The following is a 25,155-nucleotide window of genomic DNA, read 5'->3' as shown; positions in this document are numbered from 1 at the left end:
TCTTTAGAATTTCATAGATTGAGCGATCAGAAATCGCTGATGTCTTTCCATTGTCGCTGGTCTGACGACGCCAAGGCGGCGGCCAGCACGCGGTTGACCTCGTGCCCGACACGGAAGGTCGGCCAGATCGCTTCTCCGGTGTGTATGGCCTGCAGAAAGTCCTTGGCCTCGATGATGATCTGGTCCTGATAGCCGGTGCCGTGACCCGGGCCCTGACAGAAGGGTTCATAATCCGGGTGCGCGGGACCTGTCAGAATCTTGGTGAACCCACGCGCGGCTTCGGGCCCTTCCCGCTTATACAGCCACAGCGCGTTCTGATCCTCCTGATCGAACCGGATTGCGCCCTTTGTGCCTGATATTTCATACGCATAGCCCATTTTACGACCCGTCGCGACGCGGCTGAAATACAGGTTGCCCATAACGCCGTTTTCGAACCGGCACATCATCTGGGCATGGTCGTCATTCGTGACTTCACCTCCGGGCCGAGTTTTATGCACGGTTTCCACATCGGCCATCACCTGAGCAATCGGTCCAACCAGGGCCATCGCTCCGTTCACCATATGCGGGGCCAAGTCGCCGATTGTGCCATTGGCCATGCCCGTTGTGCGCCACGTGGCGGGGGCCTGCGGATCAGCGTAAAAGTCCTCGGTGTGCTCACCCCGGAACCACGTGATGTCGCCGATCTCTCCATCGGCGATCAGTTGGCGGGCAAACTGGCTGGCGGGCGTGCGAATATAGTTGAACCCAACCATGTTCACAGCGCCTGCGGCTTCGGCCGCCGCAACCATTGCCTGACTGTCTTCCAGCGATGCACCCAAGGGCTTTTCACACAACACGGGCTTGCCCAGACCAAAAGCTGCTTCGGCAATCTGACGATGCGTGGATTGCGGTGAGGCGATCACAATGGCTTCGACCATGGGGTCTTTAACCAGCACACGCCAATCGTCAGTCGCGCGTTCAAAACCATAGGCCAGGCGGTAACGTTCAGCGCTTTTGGGGCTGGACGCACAAATGACTTCAAGCCGGGGCCTTAATGCGGTGTTGAAAACCGCGCCAACGGCCGACATGGCAACGGAATGAGCCTTGCCCATATAGCCGCCACCCACAATTCCAATTCCGATTTCAGGCATCTGCAACGGCTCCGAACATATCATTTGCAACCGGTTGCAAAATCAGTATCGTGTGAATCGATTCAGCGCAAGGTCCAAACTTTGCACACCCCACTTTGCCGGAGGACATGACTTGAGCGCTTTGTTAGACGGTATCAAAGGAAACCGCTTCGCCGTTTTCGGGCGTGCTGGCATGGATATGTATGCGGACCCGATCGGTGTCAAAAGCGAGGACGCCGACACCTTCCATGCTGATCTGGGTGGTTCTTCAGCAAATATTTGCGCCGGGTTGGTCAAATTGGGCAGTCAGGCCTCTCTGATCACGTCAGTCTCAGACGATGCGGTCGGTCGCTTCTGCCTGAACCGCTTGCGCCACTATGGCGTAGACACCACCTATATCCGCGTTTTGGGCGGTGAATACCGTATGTCGCTGGCCGTCTACGAAAGCCGGACCGAAAACTTTCAGAATGTCATCTACCGCAACGGTGCCGTCGATTTTCAGGTCACCGAAGAGGACATGGACAAGGTCGATTATTCGTCCTTTTCGGCAGTCATTTCGGCGGGCACGGTCTTTGCATCCGAACCATCACGCAGCGCCACATTCCGTGCGTTCGAAAACGCGCGAGCTGTTGGCCTGCCAATCATATTCGATATCGACTACCGCCCCTACAGCTGGCCTTCGCCCGAGGTAGCCGCCGAAGTCTTGTCGCGGGCCGGTGAAGCCAGCGACCTGATCGTCGGCAATGACGAAGAGTTCGGGTTCATGGCTGGCGGTATCGACAAGGGCTTTGCCAAGGCCAAGCAGCTGGCAGAAAAACCCGGTCGGATCGTCATCTACAAAATGGGCGAAAAAGGTGCCGTCACGCTGCTGGACGGGCAAGAGATCGAAACCGGCATCTATCCGGTCACGGCCGTCAAACCCAATGGGGCAGGAGACAGTTTCATGGCGGGTCTATTGGCCTCAATTGCTGCGGGCCATGACTTGAGGGATGCTGTCATGCGCGGCTCGGCCTGCGCATCGATCGTTGTATCCCAGCCAGGATGCGCGCCAGCCATGCCCACGACCTCGGAATTAGACGCGTTCCTCGCCTCACACTCCGGCCCGACCACATAGGAGACACCCATGCACATCGCGCCCTATGACAATCAGAACAAGCCCATCGTCGATGCCGATGACCCAACGGTTCCGCTGAATTATTTCAACATCGTTAAGCTGAAAAAGGGTGAGGCGTTCGAATACCAGGTTCCCGGCTATGAAACCTGCATCGTACCAGCCACCGGCAGTGTCGATGTGGACGTTGAAGGCGTTGCCTTCCCGAAACTGGGTAACCGGGGCGAAGATGTCTGGGATGGCGAACCCGAAGGCGTCTATGTGCCTGTCGGCGCGAAAGTGCAAATGGTTTGCGTGTCAGATGAAACCGAAGTGTTCATTGCCGGCGCCAAATACGACAAGGTGCTGGACCCGTTTGATGTGCGCCAGCACGACCTTGTTCAATACGGCAGCGACGACACCAAAACCCATCGAAAGATCAAGCATATCCTCGGGCAAAAACAGCACGACAAAGTCGGCCGCCTGTTGGTGAGCGAGCTGTTTACAGTTGGTCAGGGCGGCTGGTCGGGCTTTCCCAGCCACAAGCACGACACCAACCGCCTGCCGGACGAAACGCGCCACGACGAGACCTATAATTTCCGCTTCAAACCCAACTGGGGCTCGGGGCTACAGATGTTGCAACGCGATGATAACGAACCCGGTGACGCCTATCACATCGTCGATGGCTCAACGATCTGCATCGACAAGGGCTATCATCCATGCTGCGTTCTGCCGGGCTATGAGATGTATTATTTCACCATCCTCGGCGGGCTGAGCCAACGCTCGCTGGTGCAGTATTTCCAACCCACACATGCCTATCAGATCGAAACGATCCCGGGCATCAAAGACATGATCGCGAAGTTCAAATGACCCTCGTCACACTGAAAGACGTCCTGCAACCAGCCTATGAACAGGGTTACGCCGTTGGCGGGCTGGTTACCCTCGGTTGGGAAGACATGCGCGCTTATGTGGCCGCTGCAGAAGCCGAGAATGCGCCTGTGATTTTGCAGGCCGGACCCAGCTGTCGCGAACACACACCACTTCCCATTTTAGGCAAGATGTTCCGTTATCTGGCCGAAAATGCCTCAGTCCCGGTCGTGGCTCATCTGGATCACGGGTACACGTTCGAAGACTGCAAGATCGCGCTGGACAGCGGGTTTACCTCTTTGATGTTCGACGGGTCCCGCAAGCCATTGCAACAGAATATTGACGAGACCGCCGCAATTGCCGAAATGGCCCACGCAGCAGGGATTTCCTGCGAAGGCGAAATCGGCTTTGTCGGATATTCGGGCGGCGAAGGATCGAACGGAACGGACCCAGAGGAAGCCGCTAAATTCGCACGTGAAAGCGGGGTGGACGCGATGGCGATTTCGGTTGGCAATGTTCACTTGCAGCAGAACAAAGAAGGTGGCCTGGACGAGGCGCGCATCGCCGAGATTGATGCCTTGACCGAGGTGCCTTTGGTCATTCACGGCGGGTCAGGCGTGCCGGTAGAACAGCGCAGCAAACTGGCACGAGAGACCTCGATCTGCAAGTTCAACATCGGGACGGAACTGCGTATGGCGTTTGGTCACGCCATGCGAGACGCCGTCAATCGTGATCCTGAAAGGTTTGATCGGGTCACCATACTGAAGGAAACCCACGACCCGGTCGAGGCCGCTGCCCGCACCGTAATCCGTGCCTTTGGCGCGCCACCCCAACGATAACGTCCGCGAGCGCCTTTAAATCGTAAAAGCAACCCGGAAGGCCTCAAGCGCCGTTTCCGGGTTGTCTGCTGCGAAAGCCTCCAGACCGACAGGTCCATGATACCCCATGTCATCCAGCGCCCTTGCAACGGCGGCATAATTGATCTCACCGGTTCCGGGTTCACACCGGCCGGGATTGTCAGCAACCTGAACTTCTCCGATCCATGGCAGGCATTTCTTGCACCAACGGACCAGATCCCCTTCACCGATTTGCGTGTGATATAGATCCAGATTGATGCGCAGACGTGGATGATTGACAGACGAAACCAGAGCCAGAACGTCTTCGGTCGACCCAAAGGGACAGCCGGGATGGTCCAGCAGGTTTAGGTTTTCCAACGTGAAAACAACATCTTCCTGTTCCGCCAGATCACAGATACGTTGCAGCGTGTCGCGCGCTGTCAGCCACATGTCACCGGTCACGACGTCATGTTGCCAGATGGGAATTCCACCATCGCCCAAACCAGTACCGTGTAGGTTCAGACGATCCACACCCAAGCGCTTGCCAACCTGCGCTGTCTCGCGCGCAGATCGCAGCAACATTTCAGCCCCTTCATCATCCGCAAGACGCCCCTGAAGATACCCGTTCATGATCGTGTAGTTCGCGCCAACGCTTTCGAGCTTGCCCAGATCCCACGAAGGCCAGTTCCAAAGGCCCACACCAAACCCCATTTCGGTCAGCCGCGCGGCACGCCAGTCTATGGGTTTGTCTAGCCAAAGCATTTCAGCGCACGCCGCAAGCTGAAAGGGTCTAGGCATGTCAGCTCTCCAGATGTTTCGACGTTCTCAGATCGAACCACCTTCGACCATGAAGTTCCCGGCGCTGCACATAGCGGCGTCGTCCGAGGCTAAAAACAGCACCATTCGGGCGACATAAACCGGTTCAATCGGGTCCGGCAGGCATTGCCGGTCCACCTGCTTGGCCAGCGCTTCGGGCGTGACCCACAAGTCTTTCTGACGGTCGGTCATGATCCAGCCGGGCACGACCGCATTCACACGGATTCGATAATCGCCCAACTCGCGCGCCATCGTGCGGGTCAGGCCGTGGACTGCTGACTTGGCCGTAGCATAAGCCGGGAAACCCGCCCCAGCCTCCCACCATGAGTTTGACCCGATATTGACGATCGAGCCTGCACCCTTCGCGATCATGCCGGGAGCCACCGACTGAATGGCAAAAAACATGTGGCGAATATTGGTCGCCATACGCTCATCCCAATACTCAGGCGTCACATCGCGCCAGTCGTGGCGGTCATCATGGGCGGCATTGTTGACCAACACATCCGCTTCACCCAACTCTTCAACCAACTGCCCCATTGCGGCGTTCATCGCCTCAATGTCGCGCAAATCGCATTGGGTAAACGCGTGCTCGCCTTCCAAGTCCGACAGCAGCGCAAGCCCAGCCTCAGCATTGAGGTCTAGGAACCCGACCTTGGCCCCCTGATTGGCAAAGGCCCTTACAGTTTCCGCACCAATTCCTCCGGCCCCGCCTGTAATGAGAACCGTCTTGCCTGCAAGGCATGGGTAATTGGCGAAATCTTTGCTCATCCGTCTCGCTCCATGATCCATTCGACCTCAGGGGCCGGTACAAAACGCCATTTTCGCAAAGGTCCGGCCATGACGTTCAAGTAGTACATCTCAAACCCATAGGGTGCGCCGCAAGGGTGATGACCGCGCGGGACAGTCACAACATCGCCATCGGATACGGCCATCGTTTCATCCAGTTGACCGTCATCGGTATAGACACGCTGAATTCCAAACCCATTGGCAGGGTTGAGTCGATGGTAATATGTCTCTTCCAGGTAGGTGATCCGGGGGAAGTCATCCTCGTCATGGCGATGACTGGGGTATGAAGACCAATGCCCGTTTGGTGTGAAGACCTCTGTCACCATAAGGCTATCGGCATAGTCCTCGTTCTCCATCGCGATGTTATTGATGTATCGCGTGTTCACACCCTTGCCGCGTTCGGTGAGTGTGATGCCATCAGGCCCGATCCGGCGCGCTTCATGACCGCCTTTGCCCGGCGCCGAACACACGGCCATTACGCAATCGGTCTCGGCGACAGCTTCCCATTCGGTGCCGTTGGGCAGGTACAAGCAATGCGGCGGCGTCTTTTCGAACACGTTCATCCTGTCGCCCAACACGCCCCAATCCTGCCCGGCACCAGTGATTTTCGCCTTGCCTTCGACCATCACTAGAATGACTTCCCGGTCTCCTGTGACTTCAGCCGCCCGATCCCCGGCCTTTAGGTGATAAAGCCCAAACCCTACATAACGCCATCCGGCGCTGGCCGGGGTTATGTCATGCACCTTGCCACGGGTGCCAAAGGGTTTTTTGAGCAGGTGTGCCATAGTTCTTCTCCGATTGGGGCGGGCTCAACGACCCGCCCGATTGGGCCTTATGCGGCCTGTCTGTTACGCAAGGCTGACAAAGCATCGGCCAATTCCGACTCGCTCCATCCCTCTGACACAGCGCGGCGCAGGATATCGGCCTGGCTGTCCGGCGCATTGCCACCAACCGGCGGGTCGGTGTCGAGGTTGGTTGGAAAGGGATAGCCCTCGGCGGTTGCTCCGATCGTAGCTTCGATTTCCAAGGCACTCAGATCACCACGTTGTTTCAAGGCCGCAAGTGCAGGAAACACGGCTTGAGACATGGCGGCACGGTCGACGGCTTCCATCGCGCGCCCGAACGCTGACGACACCTGAAGCAGATTGGCCATCCTGTGAATGTCGCTGCTGCTGTTTTCCCCCGCTGCGTGGAAAAGCGCGGGGTTGAAGAACACCGCATCGCCCTTGTTCAGTGGCAACTGGATGTAGGCCTGCTCGAAATGGTCCCTGTGCGCGGGGTCGTGGAAGGCGAGGTATCCGGGCGCGTAAAGCTGCGAAAAAGGTAGCAGCTTGGTTGGCCCGCTTTCGACCGGCATATCGCAATGCGCCACTGCCCCTTGCAAGGTTAGCGCAGCCGTCAGGTGATGGGCATGCGCCGGATACCGCGCTGCGCTGTCCGCAGTCTGGAACCCAAGATGGTAATCCCGATGCGCTTGCTGTGCTTTGCCGCCCGGACGCACCTGATTGACCTGCGCGGTCATCTGGTAATTCGGCCCCAGCCACGCCTCACACGCCGCTGCAACTGCAGCATTGCCGAAATAGAGTGCGAACCCTTCCGGATCACGCAGGCACTGTTTTTGCAGCGCATTCCAGATCCGGTCATTGGCACCTGACGCAGCAAAGTGATCGCCCTCGCCGCCAGCGCCCTCGCGCTCTTCTTCGATGATCTCGCGGAAGACGTCGCTTGCCCGGTCGATCACCGAAGTATCTGCATAGGCACCTTTCAGAACGATCACGCCAGCAGATTTGCCCAGAACCCTTGCCCATTCTGCCAGAAGGGACTTTCGCTGATCGGCATCTGTCAACGCAGTGCGCAACACGTCCATGTCATATACTGGCACGTTCTTTTCCACCGCTACGGCATAAGGAACCGCATCGGCTGTCAGGTTTTGCGAGGTCAACACCTTGAATTCATCCAGATCACAGGATTCCCGGTCGAAATACCCGACATACCCAAGTTCCTGTTGGACCATGACATACTCCTCTCTCATGGCTTCGGTGTTGCCCCGTGGGGCGGTGATTTAAGTGCTGATCTCCAAACCTGCCTTGCCGCAAACTTCGACGATGTGGTCGTAGCCCATTTTGGAGTACTCGTAGGGCGGCGCCTTGGCGGGGTCCTGTTCTGCCTCGACCACGATCCAACCGTTGTAATCCATCGCTTTCAATGCATTTGCGACGGCCTGAAAATCGATGCAGCCATCGCCAGGCACGGTGAAGGCTCCTGCGATCACTGCATCCAGGAAGCTGCGGTTGTTCTCACGCGTGTCTTGCACAACATCAGGGCGGATGTCCTTGAAGTGAACGTGATGTACGCGATCACCCCAGCGGTTCAGCGTGGCCATCACATCGCCACCACCGAACAGCAAATGGCCGGTATCGAAACACAGCTTCAGTTCGGGGCCTGACCCCTCCATCAGCCAGTTCACCTCATCCTCGCTTTCGATGATTGTGCCCATGTGATGGTGATACGCCATCGGCATACCTTGATCAGCCTTCCACTTGGCCAACTCGCTCAGCTTGGCGGCATAGGCCAGAACCTCGTCTTTGGACAATTTGGGGCGGGCATTGACCGGCGTGCCGATCTGCCCCTGAACGGTATTGGAGCATTCGGCATAAACGATGCACGGGCTGTTCAGCGCAACAAACTGCTCTACTTGCTCACGAACAGCAGCCACCTCGGCGTCAAAGTCGTTGACCAAGGTTGCTCCCGAACACCAACCGCCACAAAGCGCGATATCGTTGGCGTCCAGATAGGCACGCAAGCCTTCGGTGTCGCCGGGCATCCGCTGGCCACGCTCGACGCCGGTATAGCCAATCTCGCGCGCTTCTTTCAGCGCCTGTTCCATCGTATAGGCCGCAGTCAAATCCGGCAGGTCGTCATTCTGCCACGCAATCGGAGAGATACCGATCTTCACGCTCATTTCGTGTTTCTTTCCTTGATGGCGACTTCATAAGCCGCGCGTTTTTCATTCACTTCCGGACGGATGCTGACCTCGGGCACAGCCACTTCCCACCACGTTCCGCCATACTCGGTCGAGGGGTACGGGTCGGTGTCGATCACCACAACGTATGGGCCTTTGATGTCACCGCGTTTGGCCAGCGCGTCCTCAAGCTCGGCAATTGAGCTGACCTTGACAGAGGTGGCCCCCATCGCTGCCGCATGGGCCGCAAAGTCGATGGCAGAAGCCGTTTCGTGGACTGTGTGATCGAGAAGGTTGTTAAACTCGGCCCCGCCCGTGCCCATCTGCAAGCGGTTGATGCAGCCGAAACCGCGGTTGTCGGTGACAACAACGGTGAAGGATATCCCCATCATCGCTGCCGTCGCCATTTCGGAATTCGCCATCATGTAAGTGCCGTCACCGGTAAAGCAGATCACATCCCGGTCCGGCTGGGCCATTTTGATCCCCATCGCGCCCGCGATCTCATAGCCCATACAGCTGAAACCGTATTCCATGTGATAGGCCCCTGGGCGCGGTGCTTTCCACAGCTTGTGCAGCTCGCCCGGCATCGTGCCTGCGGCACACATCGCCACGGTGTTTTCATTGGCGGCCCGCTGCACCGCACCGATCACTTGCATATCCGTCGGCAGCGCATTGCTGTCTTTTGGCGCATCGGTCAGCGCATCAACCTTGCCAAACCAGTCGGACTTCAACGTCGCAGGCAGGTCCGGCGCACGATGGTTACCCAACGCTTCAGTGAGTTCTCCCAAACCAACGCGCGCGTCGGATTGCAACGGCATTGCGCCATGCTTTTCGGCATCATAAGCGGCGGTATTCAGGCTGATCAGTTTACGTTCGGGGTTGGCAAACAGACCCCAGGACCCGGTGGTGAAATCCTGAAATCGAGTGCCAACGCCCAGCACAAGATCAGCCTCGGCGCAGATGTCGTTGGCGGGTTCGCCACCAGTCACACCAATGGGCCCCAGGTTCAGCGGATGATCCCATGCCAATGCGGATTTCCCCGCCTGTGTTTCGGCCACCGGGATGTTGTGCGCCTCGGCAAAGCTTTGCAGCGCGGGGGTTGCGTCCGAATAATGCACGCCGCCACCCGCGACGATCACAGGGCGTTTGGCCGCCTTGATTGCCGCCACAGCCCGCGCCAGCTCACCCTCATCCGGGCGAATGCGACGCTGATACCAGACGCGAGGCTCAAAGAAGCTTTCGGGATAATCATATGCCTCGGCCTGTACATCCTGGCAAAAGGCCAAGGTGGCCGGACCGCAGTCCGCCGGGTCCGTCATGGTACGGAAGGCGCGCGGCAAAGCCGTCAGCAGGTGTTCCGGGCGCGTGATGCGGTCGAAATAGCGGCTGACCGGTCTGAAACAGTCATTTGCACTGATGGTTCCATCCGAGAACACTTCGGGTTGCTGCAAAACCGGATCAGGACCACGCGTTGCGAACACATCTCCGGGCAGTAGCAAAACAGGCAGGCGGTTCACATGGGCCAGAGCGGCAGCGGTAACCATATTGGTGGCCCCCGGCCCGATCGACGAGGTCACAGCCATCGCTCGCTTGCGGCCCAGTTGCTTGGCATAGGCAATCGCACAATGCGCCATGGTCTGTTCGTTATGGCCACGATAGGTGGGCAGGCTGTCTTTCACACCATGCAGCGCCTCACCCAAACCGGCAACGTTGCCATGGCCGAAAATGGCCCAGACACCTGCGATAAAGGGCTCTCCGGCCTCGTTCATCTGCGCCCCAAGATAACGCACCAGAGCCTGCGCCGCTGTCAGTCGGACTGTCTTGCTCATCATGATCCCTTTCAACTTGAAACCGCTGCCAGCGGCCCACAGGTTGCTTTTTTACGAAGATGTCAGGCCAATGCCTCAAGCCTGAATTGAGTGTGAGCTCAGGTGTCACCGCCCGTTCGGATGCCCTCGAAAGGGCATCCGGGTGTTCAAAGTTTAGACTGTACCGCCCAAAGACCCTTCCAGCTCGGCCATTTCCTGACCACCGGCCATCAGGTCCTGCAACTGTTCAGGGGTAATCTCACCACGGGTCGCCGTACCCAGCGTTTTGCCTCGATTAAGCACCGTAAACCGGTCACCCACTGCCAAAGCGTGGCGCACGTTATGGCTGATGAAGACCACGCCAACCCCCTGACTGCGTACCTTGTCGATAGTCGCCAGAACGTTCGAGGTTTGACGTACGCCAAGGGCCGAGGTCGGTTCGTCCAAGATCAGAATCTTGGCACCAAAATACACGGCACGAGCAATGGCGACGGTCTGCCGCTCGCCACCTGACAAGGTGCCCACGGCCTGATCCGGCCCGCGCAGGTTGATGCCCATTTTGCGCATCTCTTCCATGCAGACATCATTCGCCTGTTCGACATCGAAGCGCTTCATCAGGCCCTTACCTTTGGTCGGTTCGCGCCCCATGAAGAAATTGCGCGTGACGCTCATCAGCGGGATCATCGCCAGATCCTGGAACACGGTCGCAATGCCCGCCTCCATCGCATCCCGAGGCGTGTCGAAATGCAGCGGTTTGCCTTCGAAGAAGATCTCGCCCTTGGTGGGTTTGTGCACGCCCGACATGGTCTTGATAAAGGTCGATTTCCCTGCACCGTTGTCGCCCAGCAGGCAATGACATTCACCCGGTTTGACGTCAAAGCTGACGCCCGCCAAAGCGATGATGTTGCCAAAGTGCTTTTCGATGTTCTTCATTTCCACGATGGGCGCCACATCAGTCGCCGCATCGCCGTGGTGGAACTTGGTATCTTCGGTCATATCAACGCTCCCCGGTTACGCGTTTACGGATCGCGTTGTTGAACAGAACCGCAATCAACAGCATCGCGCCAAGGAAAACCTGGAACCAGTCCTGATCGAAGTCCGTATACGTCAGTCCGATGACAACCATACCGAAGATGATCGCACCAAAGAACGCGCCAATGGCCGAGCCATAACCACCGGTCAGCAGACAGCCGCCGATTACGGCTGCGATGATCGCCTCAAACTCTTTCTGGAACCCACGACGTGCGTCGGTCGAACCAGCGTCGATTACGGTAATGATGGCGACCAGTGCGGCACAGCAGGCGGTCAGCATGAACAGCGAAACTTTGACCCGGTTCACCGGCACACCAGAGTTTGACGCCGCCGTGCTGTCACCGCCCGACGCGAAAATCCAGTTCCCTGCCGGGGTACGCAACAGCACGTAAGTGGCTGCAAGCGCCAGCACGATGAACCACAGGATTTCGACCGGAATTCCGGGCACTTTAGGCGCACCGCTTTTGAAGGTTTCGATCATGCCTTTCTCGGCCAACCAGGTAAACAGGCCGCCGAAAGCCTCGCCTGAAAAGAACGGAGCCAGCCAGTCGTTCTCAACCACGTCACGAACGCCACGCAACTGCGTCGATCCTCCGGTGGCGGCCTTCAGGCCAACCAACGACAGACCGCGTAGAATGAACAGGAAAGCCAGGGTCACGATGAAGGATGGCAGACCTGACCGGATCACGATGTTTCCGTTTATCGCCCCGACAAATGCTGCGAAAACAAAAGTCATTGGGATCGCGACGATCAGAGGCAACTGCCAGGTGACCACACAGACGCCAAAGAACAGGCCCGCAAACGCCACCATCGAGCCGATGGACAGGTCAAACTCCCCCCCGATCATCAACAGCGCGGCACCGATGGCCAGAATTCCCAACTGTGCGGCAGGTGTCATGAAATTCATGATCCCGGCCAGGGTAAACATCGAGTCGTCTGCTGTGATGGCAAAAAAGATTACCACCAGCACGACACCGGCCATCGCACCGAGTTCGGGCCGCTTCATGAGTTTGGTCATGAAAGGCTCTTTTTTGACCCTTTCGTCCCCGGCGACTTGAGCTGAGTCACTCATCGTTTCCTCCCATTTGGGTTGGAACGGCGCTGCTGCGCCGTCCCAGTTTATTCAGGTTCCGGAATGGATCAGCGAATGCCCTGCGAGGACAGTTCGATCACCTGAGCGGCCTTCTCCTGAGTCACCAGGTTGGGACCTGAAGGAACATTACCACCGGGCATCAGGCCGTATTTGGCGTGCAGGCCCATAAAGTTCACCGACAAGTACCCTTGCAGATACTGTTGCTGATCAATGGCAAAGGCGGCGTCACCGTCCGCGATCGACTGCAGGAAGTTGGCCGACAGGTCAAAGGACGCAACATTCACATCCCGGCCCGAGCCCTTGACGGCAGCAACAGTCGGCTCACCGGCCGAGCTTGCACCCAATGCCATCACAGTATCGACCGCTTCGTTTGCAGCCAGAGCAGCGGCAACTTTCGACTCGATTTCCGACGGGTCATTCGAGGTCGGAAGAACTTCGACATCACCACCGAAACCTTCCGCAAAACCTGCACACCGCAGGTCCAGCGCAACGTTGCCCACTTCGTGGTTCACACAGATCGCCGTTTTGCCACCCATTGCTGCCAGTTCTTCACCAGCGGCCTTGCCGGCGTCAAATTCGTCCTGACCCACATGCAGCAGCGCACCCAGTTCTTTCGAGACGTCCGAACCCGAGTTGATCGAGATCACCGGGATTCCGGCAGCTACGGCACGTTCAATTGACGGGCCAAGCGCATCCGCATCCGGGATCGAGACGATCAGGCCGTCGGGCTCCTGGTTCACGGCAGCATCGATCAACTGCGACATCGCCACCATGTCAAAAGTTTCTGGTGCACGGTATTCGACGTTCACGCCGACATCCTTACCAGCCTGCTCGACGCCGTTTTTCACAACGTTCCAGAATGCGTCGTTGGCCTGGCCGTGCGATACGACCACGATTTCCTGTGCAAACGCAGGTGTCGCCAGGGCCAAAGCCCCTGCAGCTAGCGCGCCTTTCACAAATTTCTTCATTTCAGTTTCCTCCCATGATTTCAGTCTGATCTTAAGTCGAGGGACCAACCCCGATCATCCGGCTGTGCCGAATCTGATTGGCTGCGGCACAAAAACCGAGCTGACGTAAGTTTGAAGAATTTCGATCATTTTGCAACCGGTTTCAAAATTTCTTCCATCCGAACCGGTTGTCCGGATTGCATCGACAGTGTCGCGGCCTCGGCCATGGCAAGCGCGGCAACACCGTCTTTCAACGAAACAGGAACCTTTGAACCGTTCACAACAGCGTCGACAAACGCGGCCCATTCCACCTTGTAAGCGGGCATGTAACGTTCGAGAAAGAAATAGGTTGGCTTTGCCCCGACAACGCCCTCTGCCGTCGATTTGACCACCGTATTTTCCAGCATGTTCTGCGCTTGCAGCAATCCGCCTGAACCCAGCAACTCGACCCGCTGGTCATAACCATAGGCCGCACGGCGCGAGTTCTTGATAACAGCAATACGACCATCTGCATAAGTCATTGTCACCGCAGCGGTATCCACATCACCAGCCGCGCCAATCTCGGCATCTACAAGAGACGACCCGACGGCAGTAATGACAACCGGAACCTCGCCCATAAGATAGTTTGCCATGTCGAAATCGTGGATCATCATGTCCCGAAACAGCCCGCCCGACACTTTGACATAGCTGACTGGAGGCGGTGCCGGGTCAAACGAGGTGATCGACAGCAGCTCTGCTTTGCCGATTTCACCCGCCTCTAAACCTGCTTTCAATGCCGAAAAATTGGGGTCGAACCGGCGGTTAAACCCAATCATCACAGGCTTACTCCGCCCAGACACAGCATGAAGACATTGCGCAGCACGTTCCAAGCTCAGATCAACCGGCTTTTCACACAACACGGCTTTGCCTGCGGCTGTGGCAGCTTCAATCAAGTCAGAATGCGTATCGGTTGGCGTTGCGATCAGAACAGCATCAATTTGGGTGTCTGCAATGATCTCGTCCGACCCACGCGCCTGCGCCCCGTATTCGCCGGCAAGGCTTTCTGCCGCTTCTGGCACGGCGTCTGAAACAGCACAGAGCTTGCTGCTTGGGTGGGCCGAAATGGCCTGCGCATGTACCCGTCCGATGCGTCCGGCGCCCAGCAAACCAACCTTCAACATGCAGCTCTCCCGAATCTAGTTGTTGGACGTAACAATGATTCTGTTTGCAACCGGTTGCAATATCTTTTTTCAACGGATCAGTAATCTTTGCGACGCCCCCTGCGAAGGGGTCTCCAAACAAGGTCTACCGTGGTCTTCCGATGATACACCACGCGCCGAATTCCGCGCATTTGCGCGTCTACGGGAATCCCCCAATTTCCGAACGCGGTGAAACAGGGTAGGTTTCAATTAAGGAACACACACACTACCACTCTGTGACCCCTTAAAAGGGGCTGGCATGACCCCCTCGTCCAGCCCCTTAAACTTTCCGATACCTGTACTGATCAACCCGCCGCATGGTGGCTTCAGAAACATGTCCGCACCCAACGAAACAACGAGTCGTTTTGGCGACAGAGCAAAACGAGACTGCGCGCTTCATTGGTTTCAAGTGTTTCGTATGAAGATGGCGATCCCTGAAGGACTCGAACCCTCAACCTGCTGATTAGAAGTCAGCTGCTCTATCCAGTTGAGCTAAGGGACCGCTGCGCCCTTCTTGCGGTTTTTATTGTCCGGGTTCAAGGGCCAAGCGCATGAAGGCGCTGTTTGGGTCGTCCTGATAGCCAAAGATCGGGCCGCAATAGGAATATCCCAATGTCTCATAAAGCTTGCGGGCGGCTTCATATTCGGAAAGATGGGCTGCTCCGGTCTCCAGAACCAGGGCCTCAATCCCCTCGGCACGTGCCAAGTCTGCCAAGTGCTGCATCATCAGCCGCGCCAAACCACGGCCCCGCGCCTGCGCTAGAATATGCACTGACTTCACCTCGGCGGTTCCGTCGGGCAGCATCTTCATCGCGCCACACCCTAAAGGTTGCTGACCCTCATAAATCGCCCAGAACTGAATCCCCGGCCCGGCCAGCGACTCGGCGTCCATTGTATGGTTGCTTTCGGCAGGACCTGCCGTTTCGCTATGAGCAAAATGCGCGTCCACCACGGCGCGAAGTGCGTCCGAGGTTGGATCGGCCCTGCGAATCTCAATCATTCAGTGGGTCCAGGGGCCGCGCCGGTCGGTGGCGAAATTCTCGCCATAGCCACGGGCGCGCAGATTTGGTTTGCGCTTGTGCGGTTCGCTGACCTGCACTTCGATACCGTTGTCCTTGGCGTAGTCCAACGCCTCTTCCTTGGTGTCGAATTTCAGGCGCACCTGTGTCTGCGTGTCATTGGACGACGTCCAGCCCATCAGCGGATCGACCTCACGCGCCGAGGCCGGGGCGTATTCAAGAACCCATTTGCGGGTTTTGGCCATCCCCGAAGTCATCGCGTTTCGCGAAGGCTGGTAAATCCGTGCGCGCATGTCGCCTCTCCGTACTCACTTGGCTCAGCCGTTTATGCGTCAGAGAGCGTCCGGGGGCAAGATTGCAATTGTCGCGGCTGTTGCCCGCAAACTAATGTCAGAAATTGTCATTGGCCCGGGATAAATCAGAGACACATCAAACGTCGGGACATCACAATGATTCACCAACCGCATGGCATCCGACTGTGTTGAGCGCAATGAATCCGGATCAGCCCTTGCAGACGGACAAAATAAGAACAAATGTAGGGGCCTGACTGCGGAGCCTGCCGATGCCTTACGCCCATTCCGACAAGACCCAACTGACCGCCGACGACGTGCGCGCCCGCCTGAAACTGGAAGGCGGCAAGCAGTTTGTGATGCACACCGAGTTCAACCCGGCAGGTGACCAACCGACGGCCATCAGGGAACTGGCTGGCGGCGTATTGGACGGCGAGCGCGATCAGGTTCTGCTAGGTGCGACGGGGACGGGTAAAACATTCACCATGGCCAAGGTGATCGAGGAAACCCAGCGCCCAGCCATCATCCTTGCACCGAACAAAACACTGGCCGCGCAGCTTTACGGAGAGTTCAAAGGCTTCTTCCCCGAAAACTCAGTGGAATACTTCGTCTCGTATTACGACTACTACCAACCCGAAGCTTATGTGCCGCGCTCGGACACGTACATTGAGAAAGAATCCCAGATCAACGAACAGATCGACCGGATGCGCCACTCGGCCACGCGGGCGCTGCTGGAACGTGACGATGTGATCATCGTGGCGTCAGTATCTTGCATCTATGGTATCGGTTCGGTCGAGACCTATGGGGCGATGACGCAGGATCTGAAGGTCGGCAACGAATACGACCAGCGGCAAGTAATGGCCGATCTGGTCGCCCAGCAATACCGCCGAAACGATCAGGCATTTCAGCGTGGATCGTTCCGGGTGCGGGGCGATTCACTGGAAATCTGGCCCGCCCACCTTGAGGACCGCGCCTGGAAGCTGTCCTTCTTCGGCGAGGAACTGGAACAGATCACCGAGTTCGACCCTCTGACCGGGGAACGCGCCGCGACGATGGAGCAGGTGCGCGTTTATGCGAACTCGCACTACGTGACGCCTAAACCCACGATGCAGCAGGCGATCATCGGGATCAAAAAGGAACTACGCATCCGGCTGGACCAACTGGTGGGCGAAGGCAAATTGCTGGAGGCTCAACGGCTGGAACAGCGCACCAATTTCGATTTGGAAATGCTCGAGGCTACTGGCGTCTGCAACGGGATCGAGAACTATTCGCGCTACCTCACGGGCCGCGCTCCGGGTGAACCGCCCCCGACCCTGTTCGAATTCATTCCCGACAACGCCATTGTCTTTGCCGACGAATCCCACGTCAGCGTTCCGCAGATCGGCGGCATGTACCGGGGAGACTATCGGCGCAAATTCACGCTGGCCGAACACGGGTTCCGCCTGCCGTCCTGCATGGATAACCGACCCCTGAAGTTCGAAGAATGGGACGCCATGCGCCCGCAATCCGTCTTCGTCTCGGCCACGCCGGCCAAGTGGGAGATCGAACAGACCGGCGGCGTCTTCACCGAACAGGTGATCCGCCCCACCGGCCTGCTGGACCCCGAGGTCGAGATCCGCCCTGTCTCCATGCAGGTCGACGACCTGCTGGACGAGGTGCGCAAGGTCGCCGCCAACGGCTTCCGCACGCTGGTCACCACCCTGACCAAGCGCATGGCCGAGGATCTGACCGAATACCTGCACGAACAGGGCATCAAAGTCCGCTACATGCATTCCGACATCGACACGCTGGAACGCATCGAAATCCTGCGCGACCTGCGGTTGGGGGCATTCGATGTGCTGGTCGGCATCAACCTGCTGCGCGAGGGGCTCGACATCCCCGAATGCGGCCTGGTCGCCATTCTGGATGCGGATAAAGAGGGCTTTTTGCGGTCCGAGACCTCTCTGGTGCAAACCATCGGCCGCGCTGCGCGTAACGCTGATGGTCGGGTGATCATGTATGCCGACAAGATCACCGGTTCGATGGAGCGCGCGCTGAACGAGACCAACCGCCGCCGTGCCAAACAGCTCGCCTATAACGAGGAACACGGCATCACCCCCGAGACGGTGAAAAAGAATGTCGAGGACGTTCTGGCAGGTCTCTACGAAGGCGACGTCGACATGAACCGCGTCACCGCCACCATCGACAAACCGATGCACGGCGCGAATTTGGAAGCGCATCTGGACGGGTTGCGCGAGAAGATGCGCAAGGCCGCCGAGAACCTGGAATTCGAAGAGGCCGCCAATATCCGGGACGAGATCAAACGTCTGGAAGCGGTCGATCTGGCCGTCGCCGACGACCCCATGGCGCGGCAATGGGCGGTCGAGAAAGCCTCGGAAGACGCAGTGAAGTCGCGCGGACGGTCAACGGCTGGCAGGCCGGGGCAGCGGGGTGGGAATGTGAAGCGGCGGAAAAGGTAATCTTTTCAACTATTCTTTGGGTTGAATTACCGCAGCGATCATAACATCGTGCGGCAAGGTAAGTCTCGGAAAAATAATGAAGTACCTTTGGTTTCATCTTTTTATTGCTACAACCTTAGCGCTAACGGCGTGTGGTGAAATCCAGGATCACTCAAAAATTAGAACTACTTCTAAATCAATTAACGGCGAGTACATTGCTGGTGTCGGAGATACCGTACTCACCATAGAAAACACTGAAAGCCTACCGAATGCATTTGGGGCAGCCGATATTTTGGGACGAACGCGACCAACAGGGACTACCACTGTGTACTTCAATGGATACTCAAATGGGAAAGCTCAGTTTGTGCGCAGGGACGTTTTGATTCACAGCTCAAAAACTACGGTAAATAGCACGCCGCTAATTGTTAACCCAAGTAGTCAGAGTACTTTCTCAGGAAACATCGGCGGTATTCCTTATTATGGATCCATCAGTACGAGTACCTATCCTATTATTGTTCCTCCGAATACACCTCAGGACCAAGTTGCAGGTATTCGCGACATCAACATTGCGGCCCAAGTTGGTGATCAAATTTTCGTAGCTGGCAGGGATATAATAATCACGGCCGCATCTCCCAACCAGGTTAAGTACACAATTCAGTAATCCACGAGCGCGTAATCCACCCCAACACCCTGCCCAGCAAGCATATTATCCAATGCACTATTCACCGTGCGCACAGCCCGCTATTCACCTGAACCCGATGGGCCTTTCACCCCACAACTTTGATCCCAATCAATACCGAAGAAAAAAATGTCGGCATGCTGGAGTGCATGAAAGTGCAAAACCCAACCGGCGTGGACGCCTATAAACCGGCCCAAATCGCCGAGCTGGTCGAAACCGCAGGCGTTGCCAAGGCGCATCTGTCAGTCGGCCAGACATTGACGCTGGCCATTCTTGCGGGCGTTTTCATCGGCTTTGGCGGCGCGGCCTATACCATGGTCATGACCGGTGTCGATCCGGGCTTCGGACCGGCCCGGTTTCTGGGTGGCGTCGTGTTCTCGCTGGGCCTGATCCTGGTGGTAGTCGGCGGGGCCGAGCTGTTCACTGGCAACGCTCTGATGACCATTGCGGCGGTGGACCGGAAAATTTCACTGCGTGACCTGCTGCGGAACTGGGGGCTCGTGTATCTCGGGAATTTGGTCGGAGCTATTGCACTGGCCCTGGCATTTGCTGCAACCGGATTGCTCGAAGGTCCCACGGGCGCCACAGCATCTGCGATCGCAAATGGCAAAATCGACCTCACTCAGACACAGGCCTTTGCGCGTGGCATTTTGTGCAACGCGTTGGTCTGCCTTGCCGTTTGGCTGAGCTTCGCCGCCAGATCGGTCGTGGGAAAGGTGATGGCAATACTCTGGCCGATTGCGGCGTTTGTTCTGATGGGGTTGGAACACTCGGTCGCCAATATGTACCTGTTGCCGCAAGGCGCACTTGCAGGTGCCGACCTTGGTTGGGGCGCCGTCTTTGGAAACCTGTTTTGGGTTACGATTGGCAATGTTGTCGGCGGTGCGGGTGGCGTTGCGCTTGCTTATCGCCTTGCCTATCTGCACAATACGTCCGGCTGAAAGCGCTGTTCTCGCAGATCAAAAGAAAGGGCGGGTCTGACCCCGCCCTAAGCTTTACCCCTTATCCCAATGTGCAATCACATCATATCCGACCGGTGAGGGCGGGCCTTCCATGAATTCGGCGAAATGGCCCCACAGCTCGGCCACTTTGGGCGCGTTTGCGTTCGAGGTCTCTTCGCTTTCCACCACCGAGATCACATAACCCGATCCGTCCTCGTTCATCACGTTGGTAAAGCAATGCATGCCGGGCATGCCCATGATCTCGGATTTCAATTCGTTCATTTTTGCCGTGGCGGCCTCTCGCGTGCCGGGCTTCATTTTGAATTGGGTAATACGTGCAAACATTACTTTCCTCCCTCACGTGACGGAACTGTCATGTGGCGCAGCCAGGACAGCCGCGCCGCGCGCATCTTAGCACAGGGGCTTGAAATCTCAGATTGATACGTGGGATTTTCGGCCATTTTCAACCACGCACCTCACTGCGCGCAAGCCTCTGACACTTCAGGGTTGCAACCCAGCGTTCCGGGGCCTTGTCTTGCCCTGTTCGGCGGCTACATCCCCTCTCATGCGTGCAATCCTGACTTCTCTGATCCTGGCCACCCCGGCTTTCGCGTGGGAGGCGACGGTGGGCGATATCTGCACGCTTTCGCATGACACAGGTGCCGCGACGATTTTCCTGACCTATGACCCGTCCGCGCCGCTCTATACGCTGACGATTACTCGGAAAGATCAGGTCTGGGCTCAATCGCCGTGGTTTGCAATGCGGTTCGAAGGACGAAACCCCATCGAAATCGCCACCCCACGCCATGTCTTGTCCGACGGAGGATCTGCGTTGACGGTGACAGATACCGGCTTTGGGAACGTGCTGGATGGGTTGGAGTACAACCAGGTCGCCTATGCGTTCACGCAAGACGGGATTGCAGAGTTTCCCCTGATCGATGCAGCGCCGCAGGTGCGTATCTTTCGCACCTGTGCAGGCGCGCATTTGTCCTGAACGGGTTCCCTTTGCCCGCTATGGGCGCACGAATTTGGCGTTACCGACCGAACGTTGTTGGGGCTCTGCGCGGCTTTCTGATTGCGCGGCCCGCGGTACAGGCGTCTCGACAAACCCGCAGGCAACGCCGTCTCCATCAGGGTCATTGCGCGTGTGGTAACCCGGCTGACCTTCGCGGAACGGCCCGATTCCCATGGCTTGCGTCGCGTCACACCCTGCCAGCGCGATCAGGTGGATCACGGCCTCATCCCTATTATACTCGGACACCCGAATGAAAACGCCCACCGCGATCAGCACAGTCGTGAGGGGCAGTAACAGCACCATGACAAGAATACGCACCGGGGACAGTGCCTGTCGGCGCGTGGCCTCGGCCCGCTGGTGCCGACGGGTTGATCTTGGGTTCAGGTCAGGCGCGTCCTGCGTGGGTTTCTTGAACAGCATGACTGGGTCTTACGATGGATATGTGGCAAAGCCGAGGCAATCGGATCGAAAGGTTGGCGGGCCGCCTACTTACGCTCTAGTGTCACTGCGAAACCCTGATTGTGAGGTCTAGCCAAACCGTGACAAGTCCCTACCAAACCCCAGACGAAACGGTCCGCGCGCAAGCCGGAGAGCTTTTGGAGCAGGCCCGTTTCGCTGCGTTGGCTGTTTTGCACCCTCAAACGGGTTTGCCAACACTGTCCCGTATCGCATTGGCCACGGACACGGATGGCTGCACTGTCACGCTGATCTCGTCACTGGCCGAACACACCCAAGCCCTGAACGCCAACCCGAATTGCGCCCTTCTGGTCGGAGAGCCCGAAGACAAAGGCGACCCGCTGACCCATCCCCGTCTGACACTTCACGCTGTGGCGCATTGGGTATACCGGGACATGCCAGAGTATGCCCCGCTGCGCGAGCGGTATCTGAGCCTTAGGCCCAAGGCAAAACTGTATGTCGATTTCACCGATTTCAGTTTTGTCAGGTTTACGATCCGGGATGGGTTGCTGAACAGCGGATTTGGCAAAGCCTACCGCATGACAGCAGAAGATTTTTGACGGTCAGCGCACTACGTGCACAGCGCATCCAGCATGTCGCACGACGTGGGAAGCCGTCGAGCCCAGCAGCAGATCCTGCATTCCCGGTCGGTGCGACGCCATGATGATCAGGTCGGGCTTGTTGGCTTCGGCCCAATCCAGAATCGTGCGACCAGAGTGTCCTTCGATCACCAATCCACGCGCATTTGGCAACTGCGATGCCAATTCATCCAATTCCGTCTGAATCGCCTTGCGTGCTTCGGTCAGGTATTCGGGCGGCATATACGAAATCGCATAGTTCGGAATATGCTCGACCACATGCAGCAATGTCACCTGCGCGTCTGGTGTAGCCAACAGCTGAGCCAGCTTCAAAGGCCCGGAGGTGTCTCTTTCAGCATCGAATGAGATAGGAACAAGAATGTTGTGATACATAGCGTGAGCCTCCGTTTTGCAGGCTCACTTTGAAACATATTAATATTGCAGACTTTGATTCAGGTCAGGAATTTCAGAATGTCTCGGCCACGTCATACATGACCGGCTCAAAGCTTTTGCATAGTTCGTTGATCTTGCGGTTGCGGTCGCGCATCTCAGGCGTCCGCAACATGGCCAGAAAATCTTCGCGCCGTTCCCATTGCGAGTAGTTGGCGATTCGGGTTTGCGCGTCGTTCACATGCAGCCCTGCGGAAACAAAACCCGGCTGCTTGGAAATGAATTCGGCATAAGCGTCGGTCAAGGCTTCCAAAAGGTCCTGACAAGTGCCCGGCGTCATTTCGAAGGTTGTGATAACAGTTTGAACACTGGCGTCTTTGGCGATTTTCGGCATCGGGATTCTCCATTTGCTTTCCTCAGCCTAGCACACCCAACAAAAACGTCGCCTATTTCCTGTCAGCACCGCAAAGCAACTCGAGGTGTTCCTGGCATAACCCGAAGAATTGGCCGCCCTATTTAGAGCGGCCAGTGCTGCTATTATTTTTCCATCCGAATCAACGCAGATACTTCGCCCTTAACCTGCTCAGGCCATCTCAGGGTCAGGCTAGCACCCGGCGACCCCTGCTCGGGCAAAACGTGAGGTGCCGCAAAAACCTGGTTATTGAAGACCCCCGTAAGCCCTCCGAGCACGGTAACGCTATCGCAACTGCGCGCTTTACCATTGAACGGCAGTTCTCCATTCGACGAAATTGGCCAAAACTTGCGACTGAGTTCTGCTGACGCCGGACTCTCAGCGGATGCGCGGTCTTTATTGTGACGCCGTGGTAGGTGTTGTTCTGGAACGTCACATTCGTGTGCCTGTTGTTGTTGAGATCTGCAAAAGATGTGTTCACCCTTTCCACCCGATTTATCGAACCACTGGTGGCCCGAAACTTGTTTCCAGTCACAGCCAAACCATTCAGGAAATGCCCGGCCCCATAAGGACGAATAATGATAAAGCTGAACCAGGACGGCGCCTGACTTGAATAGAAGATATTGTCCGTGATGCTCATTGCGCTGAACGAGAATCCGCTGGTGAAAGCGGGTGAGGCATCCCGTTCATTGGTCCATTCGATGAAACAATTGTCGACGTAGTTTTCGGCAATAGTGGAACTGTTATACGTGCCGATCATGATCAACCCAGCGGTGCGTACGCCTTGCGGAATGCCATCACCTTGGAAAAAATGATTGCCGAGAACCATGTTGTTGTCACCGCCCAGAACGGCAAAGTGTTTAAAGCGCACGGCCTGGTTGTGGCGCAGTTTCACGTCGTTCGAATTGGTGTTCAGCCCGATTGACGATCGATCCGCAACAGGCAAGGACTCTTCCGCCGACAGGAACTGACAATTGTCAATCAGCATCCCCTTGCACCCTGTCGCAATCGAGGTGATCCCCCGGTCTTTTGGGCGGCTGACAAAACAATCCTTCAACTGGAATGTGCCGCCCGACGTGGCCAGCCGAATGGCGCGGCACCTGCTGTTGCACTGAAATTCTATCTGCTCCATGCCGAACTTACGCAGTGTGTTGAAGCCGCTGAAGTCCAGAAGGTATTTTAACGCATGGAACGTGAAGGTTTGCGTACCCGACGCGTCATAGATTGGCGCGTTCAGGATGATCTCACCAGCACCAACGTTTTTTGACCGCACATAGATTTCGCGGCCCACACCACTGCCCTGCACCAACGAACCTACAGGAATATTCGCCACATTGGCCACATTGGTCAGTCGCGTTCTGTCCGAAGGATCATAGGTTGCCACCGATGTGAAGGTCTCGGTATCCCAGGCCGTGCTGCTCTTGACATCGAACTGACCGTTGCGGATCACGCGGCGGGTGGAAAAGCCTTGTTTGTTCGGAACCGCTGCGGCCATATCAATTCGGAGCCGTTACCGAGATTTTGCGACCGCCCAGGTCAAGCGATTCATGATCCGCGTTATTCAGCAACGCCTGAAACGCCTTTTTGAAAGCAAGCTCTTCATCACCGAAGGCCGCAATGTAACTTGGCAGATGGAAATCTTTGGTCAGCAACAGCATCTTGTCATCCGGCATCGTAACGGTGCCTTCAAACTCCATCTCCGAGGTCATGCTGGTGTTTTCCCCAAGATAGTAGTTTCCCTGCGGAACATAGACGCGACGCCCGCCAGCGGCCTGATCTGCGGCCTCAAACGCGGTGGAGTCGTCCGTAACACCATCACCGACCGCGCCATAATCCCGAACATCCACCAGACTGATCATTTCACGAAGGAAGACATTGGTGACGTCGGATATCTCAAGATCATCCACGCGCACCAGGGCACCGTTGGCCCCTTCGATGTCCAAGCCGAAATGGCCATACAACGCGGCAAGACCCCAAGGCATATCCACCCCCGGACGTTGGCCGGTGCCAACTATCGCCGTAATTTCATGCACTGAACCATAACCCGATAGCTGAGTTGCCGGACCCTGCTCCACAACGCCTGCAACATGTGCATCCACTGCACCCCCGGCCCAAGCGGCAATCCGCACCGAAGGCAATGGCCCGCTAATCGCTTTGACACGCGCTTTGATCTGCAGGTAACAACCGGGCAATATCGGCGTCTGCCCCATATAGCGCAGCTGCTGTGTTGTGTTCACTTTCAGAATCTCAAGACAGCCACCAAAATCCGCATCCGAAGGCGCAAAAACCCCTGTGCCGGACCCGCCATAGGTCGGCGAGCCCGGAGTCCCGTCCCCGGCAGACCAGACGGTCAGGCCATTCGCGAATTGAGGTGGCATGAACACGATGCCGTCAGTGATTGCCTTGTTCATTG

General features: G+C 57.0%; 25 protein-coding genes, 1 tRNA gene and 1 pseudogene. 8 read left to right on the top strand and 19 right to left on the bottom strand.

All coding sequences use genetic code 11. From position 1 onward, the window contains the following. Positions 1–26: 26 nt before the first annotated feature. The gene (locus tag GS646_RS02420) at positions 27–1,130 is read right to left on the bottom strand and encodes a Gfo/Idh/MocA family protein (RefSeq protein WP_171647334.1); all 1,104 of its coding nucleotides are present in this window, start codon (positions 1,128–1,130) and stop codon (positions 27–29) included. Between the two features lie 112 nt (positions 1,131–1,242). Between GS646_RS02420 and iolC the strand changes: the two genes are divergently transcribed. The 3 genes from iolC to GS646_RS02405 are packed head-to-tail and all read left to right on the top strand — an operon-like array spanning position 1,243 to position 3,905. Beyond that, entirely contained in the window at positions 1,243–2,223 is a 981-nt protein-coding gene (iolC, locus tag GS646_RS02415) for a 5-dehydro-2-deoxygluconokinase (RefSeq protein ID WP_171647335.1), read from the top strand. Positions 2,224–2,232: 9 nt separating this feature from the next. After that, entirely contained in the window at positions 2,233–3,069 is an 837-nt protein-coding gene (locus tag GS646_RS02410; protein WP_171184139.1) for a 5-deoxy-glucuronate isomerase, read from the top strand. Then, on the top strand, positions 3,066–3,905 hold the full coding sequence (locus GS646_RS02405; protein ID WP_171184137.1) for a class II fructose-bisphosphate aldolase: 840 nt from the start codon (positions 3,066–3,068) through the stop codon (positions 3,903–3,905). Before GS646_RS02410 ends, GS646_RS02405 begins: the two co-directional genes overlap by 4 nt. A gap of 15 nt (positions 3,906–3,920) precedes the next feature. Here the strand turns inward: GS646_RS02405 and GS646_RS02400 are convergent, their stop codons facing one another. The 13 genes from GS646_RS02400 to GS646_RS02340 form a co-directional block, all read right to left on the bottom strand. Beyond that, positions 3,921–4,700, bottom strand: a complete 780-nt coding sequence (locus GS646_RS02400) for a TIM barrel protein (protein ID WP_171184135.1) — start codon at positions 4,698–4,700, stop codon at positions 3,921–3,923. 27 nt (positions 4,701–4,727) lie between these two features. Then, complete coding sequence (locus GS646_RS02395) at positions 4,728–5,486, bottom strand: SDR family NAD(P)-dependent oxidoreductase (protein ID WP_171647338.1); 759 nt, start codon at positions 5,484–5,486, stop codon at positions 4,728–4,730. Next, the gene (iolB, locus tag GS646_RS02390) at positions 5,483–6,289 is read right to left on the bottom strand and encodes a 5-deoxy-glucuronate isomerase (protein WP_171184131.1); all 807 of its coding nucleotides are present in this window, start codon (positions 6,287–6,289) and stop codon (positions 5,483–5,485) included. The genes GS646_RS02395 and iolB overlap by 4 nt, the downstream gene beginning before the upstream one ends. Positions 6,290–6,336: 47 nt before the next feature. Next, positions 6,337–7,518 (bottom strand): phytanoyl-CoA dioxygenase family protein, encoded by a 1,182-nt coding sequence (locus GS646_RS02385; protein ID WP_171184130.1) that lies wholly within the window; start codon positions 7,516–7,518, stop codon positions 6,337–6,339. A 48-nt stretch (positions 7,519–7,566) separates the two neighbouring features. Then, the gene (iolE, locus tag GS646_RS02380) at positions 7,567–8,466 is read right to left on the bottom strand and encodes a myo-inosose-2 dehydratase (RefSeq protein ID WP_171093480.1); all 900 of its coding nucleotides are present in this window, start codon (positions 8,464–8,466) and stop codon (positions 7,567–7,569) included. Next, positions 8,463–10,295, bottom strand: a complete 1,833-nt coding sequence (gene iolD / locus GS646_RS02375) for a 3D-(3,5/4)-trihydroxycyclohexane-1,2-dione acylhydrolase (decyclizing) (protein WP_171647340.1) — start codon at positions 10,293–10,295, stop codon at positions 8,463–8,465. Before iolD ends, iolE begins: the two co-directional genes overlap by 4 nt. A gap of 153 nt (positions 10,296–10,448) precedes the next feature. Continuing rightward, positions 10,449–11,270, bottom strand: a complete 822-nt coding sequence (locus GS646_RS02370; protein ID WP_171093484.1) for an ATP-binding cassette domain-containing protein — start codon at positions 11,268–11,270, stop codon at positions 10,449–10,451. 1 nt (position 11,271) lies between these two features. After that, on the bottom strand, positions 11,272–12,378 hold the full coding sequence (locus tag GS646_RS02365; RefSeq protein WP_171093486.1) for an ABC transporter permease: 1,107 nt from the start codon (positions 12,376–12,378) through the stop codon (positions 11,272–11,274). A 68-nt stretch (positions 12,379–12,446) separates the two neighbouring features. Then, a complete protein-coding gene (locus tag GS646_RS02360) occupies positions 12,447–13,367 on the bottom strand; it encodes a sugar ABC transporter substrate-binding protein (protein WP_171184126.1) in 921 nt (306 codons plus the stop codon). A gap of 125 nt (positions 13,368–13,492) precedes the next feature. Then, positions 13,493–14,506 carry an inositol 2-dehydrogenase gene (gene iolG, locus GS646_RS02355; protein WP_171184123.1) on the bottom strand — a complete coding sequence of 338 codons (1,014 nt, stop codon included), beginning with the start codon at positions 14,504–14,506 and terminating at the stop codon, positions 13,493–13,495. A gap of 443 nt (positions 14,507–14,949) precedes the next feature. Beyond that, positions 14,950–15,026: transfer RNA gene (locus GS646_RS02350), tRNA-Arg, on the bottom strand. Between the two features lie 21 nt (positions 15,027–15,047). Beyond that, a complete protein-coding gene (locus tag GS646_RS02345; protein WP_171184092.1) occupies positions 15,048–15,524 on the bottom strand; it encodes a GNAT family N-acetyltransferase in 477 nt (158 codons plus the stop codon). Next, entirely contained in the window at positions 15,525–15,836 is a 312-nt protein-coding gene (locus GS646_RS02340) for an ETC complex I subunit (protein WP_171105518.1), read from the bottom strand. A 269-nt stretch (positions 15,837–16,105) separates the two neighbouring features. Between GS646_RS02340 and uvrB the strand changes: the two genes are divergently transcribed. The 3 genes from uvrB (at position 16,106) to GS646_RS02325 (ending at position 19,891) form a co-directional block, all read left to right on the top strand. After that, positions 16,106–18,292, top strand: coding sequence for an excinuclease ABC subunit UvrB (gene uvrB / locus GS646_RS02335; RefSeq protein WP_171184090.1), 2,187 nt, complete (start codon positions 16,106–16,108; stop codon positions 18,290–18,292). A 76-nt stretch (positions 18,293–18,368) separates the two neighbouring features. Continuing rightward, positions 18,369–18,932, top strand: coding sequence for a hypothetical protein (locus GS646_RS02330; RefSeq protein WP_171184088.1), 564 nt, complete (start codon positions 18,369–18,371; stop codon positions 18,930–18,932). Between the two features lie 167 nt (positions 18,933–19,099). Beyond that, on the top strand, positions 19,100–19,891 hold the full coding sequence (locus tag GS646_RS02325; protein WP_171184086.1) for a formate/nitrite transporter family protein: 792 nt from the start codon (positions 19,100–19,102) through the stop codon (positions 19,889–19,891). Between the two features lie 54 nt (positions 19,892–19,945). On the opposite strand, the gene GS646_RS02320 is transcribed toward GS646_RS02325, so the two are convergent. Continuing rightward, positions 19,946–20,236 (bottom strand): hypothetical protein, encoded by a 291-nt coding sequence (locus GS646_RS02320; protein WP_171093500.1) that lies wholly within the window; start codon positions 20,234–20,236, stop codon positions 19,946–19,948. 220 nt (positions 20,237–20,456) lie between these two features. Here GS646_RS02320 and GS646_RS02315 point away from each other — a divergent pair, with 220 nt between their 5' ends. Further along, on the top strand, positions 20,457–20,885 hold the full coding sequence (locus GS646_RS02315; RefSeq protein WP_171647342.1) for an excinuclease ABC subunit B: 429 nt from the start codon (positions 20,457–20,459) through the stop codon (positions 20,883–20,885). 18 nt (positions 20,886–20,903) lie between these two features. Here the strand turns inward: GS646_RS02315 and GS646_RS02310 are convergent, their stop codons facing one another. Beyond that, positions 20,904–21,326, bottom strand: a complete 423-nt coding sequence (locus GS646_RS02310; RefSeq protein ID WP_171184082.1) for an excalibur calcium-binding domain-containing protein — start codon at positions 21,324–21,326, stop codon at positions 20,904–20,906. Between the two features lie 119 nt (positions 21,327–21,445). Between GS646_RS02310 and GS646_RS02305 the strand changes: the two genes are divergently transcribed. Beyond that, on the top strand, positions 21,446–21,922 hold the full coding sequence (locus tag GS646_RS02305) for a pyridoxamine 5'-phosphate oxidase family protein (protein WP_171184080.1): 477 nt from the start codon (positions 21,446–21,448) through the stop codon (positions 21,920–21,922). A 3-nt stretch (positions 21,923–21,925) separates the two neighbouring features. Here GS646_RS02305 and GS646_RS02300 read toward each other — a convergent pair whose 3' ends face one another. The 3 genes and pseudogenes from GS646_RS02300 to GS646_RS02290 all read right to left on the bottom strand — a co-directional run bounded on the left by GS646_RS02300 (position 21,926) and on the right by GS646_RS02290 (position 25,153). After that, complete coding sequence (locus tag GS646_RS02300) at positions 21,926–22,333, bottom strand: universal stress protein (protein ID WP_171184077.1); 408 nt, start codon at positions 22,331–22,333, stop codon at positions 21,926–21,928. 73 nt (positions 22,334–22,406) lie between these two features. Then, on the bottom strand, positions 22,407–22,724 hold the full coding sequence (locus GS646_RS02295; protein WP_171093509.1) for an antibiotic biosynthesis monooxygenase: 318 nt from the start codon (positions 22,722–22,724) through the stop codon (positions 22,407–22,409). Between the two features lie 143 nt (positions 22,725–22,867). Next, positions 22,868–25,153, bottom strand: a pseudogene (locus GS646_RS02290) (glycosyl hydrolase family 28-related protein). Positions 25,154–25,155 lie beyond the last annotated feature (2 nt).

Source organism: Ruegeria sp. HKCCD4315 (assembly GCF_013112245.1).
Classification (GTDB): domain Bacteria; phylum Pseudomonadota; class Alphaproteobacteria; order Rhodobacterales; family Rhodobacteraceae; genus Ruegeria.
Note: the sequence above shows the minus strand (reverse complement) of the source record. Positions and strands in the feature narration are given on the sequence as shown.

What these genes read in the sequence shown, in the direction of transcription:
- iolG (WP_171184123.1), bottom strand. Translation starts at nt 14,506, where the DNA reads ATGTTGAAGGTTGGTTTGCTGGGCGCCGGACGCATCGGACGGGTACAT.
- iolE (WP_171093480.1), bottom strand. Translation starts at nt 8,466, where the DNA reads ATGAGCGTGAAGATCGGTATCTCTCCGATTGCGTGGCAGAATGACGAC.
- GS646_RS02360 (WP_171184126.1), bottom strand. Translation starts at nt 13,367, where the DNA reads ATGAAGAAATTTGTGAAAGGCGCGCTAGCTGCAGGGGCTTTGGCCCTG.
- uvrB (WP_171184090.1), top strand. Translation starts at nt 16,106, where the DNA reads ATGCCTTACGCCCATTCCGACAAGACCCAACTGACCGCCGACGACGTG.
- GS646_RS02400 (WP_171184135.1), bottom strand. Translation starts at nt 4,700, where the DNA reads ATGCCTAGACCCTTTCAGCTTGCGGCGTGCGCTGAAATGCTTTGGCTA.
- GS646_RS02330 (WP_171184088.1), top strand. Translation starts at nt 18,369, where the DNA reads ATGAAGTACCTTTGGTTTCATCTTTTTATTGCTACAACCTTAGCGCTA.
- GS646_RS02295 (WP_171093509.1), bottom strand. Translation starts at nt 22,724, where the DNA reads ATGCCGAAAATCGCCAAAGACGCCAGTGTTCAAACTGTTATCACAACC.
- GS646_RS02365 (WP_171093486.1), bottom strand. Translation starts at nt 12,378, where the DNA reads ATGAGTGACTCAGCTCAAGTCGCCGGGGACGAAAGGGTCAAAAAAGAG.
- GS646_RS02385 (WP_171184130.1), bottom strand. Translation starts at nt 7,518, where the DNA reads ATGGTCCAACAGGAACTTGGGTATGTCGGGTATTTCGACCGGGAATCC.
- GS646_RS02340 (WP_171105518.1), bottom strand. Translation starts at nt 15,836, where the DNA reads ATGCGCGCACGGATTTACCAGCCTTCGCGAAACGCGATGACTTCGGGG.
- GS646_RS02420 (WP_171647334.1), bottom strand. Translation starts at nt 1,130, where the DNA reads ATGCCTGAAATCGGAATTGGAATTGTGGGTGGCGGCTATATGGGCAAG.
- GS646_RS02405 (WP_171184137.1), top strand. Translation starts at nt 3,066, where the DNA reads ATGACCCTCGTCACACTGAAAGACGTCCTGCAACCAGCCTATGAACAG.
- iolB (WP_171184131.1), bottom strand. Translation starts at nt 6,289, where the DNA reads ATGGCACACCTGCTCAAAAAACCCTTTGGCACCCGTGGCAAGGTGCAT.
- GS646_RS02370 (WP_171093484.1), bottom strand. Translation starts at nt 11,270, where the DNA reads ATGACCGAAGATACCAAGTTCCACCACGGCGATGCGGCGACTGATGTG.
- GS646_RS02395 (WP_171647338.1), bottom strand. Translation starts at nt 5,486, where the DNA reads ATGAGCAAAGATTTCGCCAATTACCCATGCCTTGCAGGCAAGACGGTT.
- GS646_RS02300 (WP_171184077.1), bottom strand. Translation starts at nt 22,333, where the DNA reads ATGTATCACAACATTCTTGTTCCTATCTCATTCGATGCTGAAAGAGAC.
- GS646_RS02410 (WP_171184139.1), top strand. Translation starts at nt 2,233, where the DNA reads ATGCACATCGCGCCCTATGACAATCAGAACAAGCCCATCGTCGATGCC.
- iolD (WP_171647340.1), bottom strand. Translation starts at nt 10,295, where the DNA reads ATGAGCAAGACAGTCCGACTGACAGCGGCGCAGGCTCTGGTGCGTTAT.
- GS646_RS02320 (WP_171093500.1), bottom strand. Translation starts at nt 20,236, where the DNA reads ATGTTTGCACGTATTACCCAATTCAAAATGAAGCCCGGCACGCGAGAG.
- GS646_RS02315 (WP_171647342.1), top strand. Translation starts at nt 20,457, where the DNA reads ATGCGTGCAATCCTGACTTCTCTGATCCTGGCCACCCCGGCTTTCGCG.
- GS646_RS02310 (WP_171184082.1), bottom strand. Translation starts at nt 21,326, where the DNA reads ATGCTGTTCAAGAAACCCACGCAGGACGCGCCTGACCTGAACCCAAGA.
- GS646_RS02345 (WP_171184092.1), bottom strand. Translation starts at nt 15,524, where the DNA reads ATGATTGAGATTCGCAGGGCCGATCCAACCTCGGACGCACTTCGCGCC.
- GS646_RS02325 (WP_171184086.1), top strand. Translation starts at nt 19,100, where the DNA reads ATGAAAGTGCAAAACCCAACCGGCGTGGACGCCTATAAACCGGCCCAA.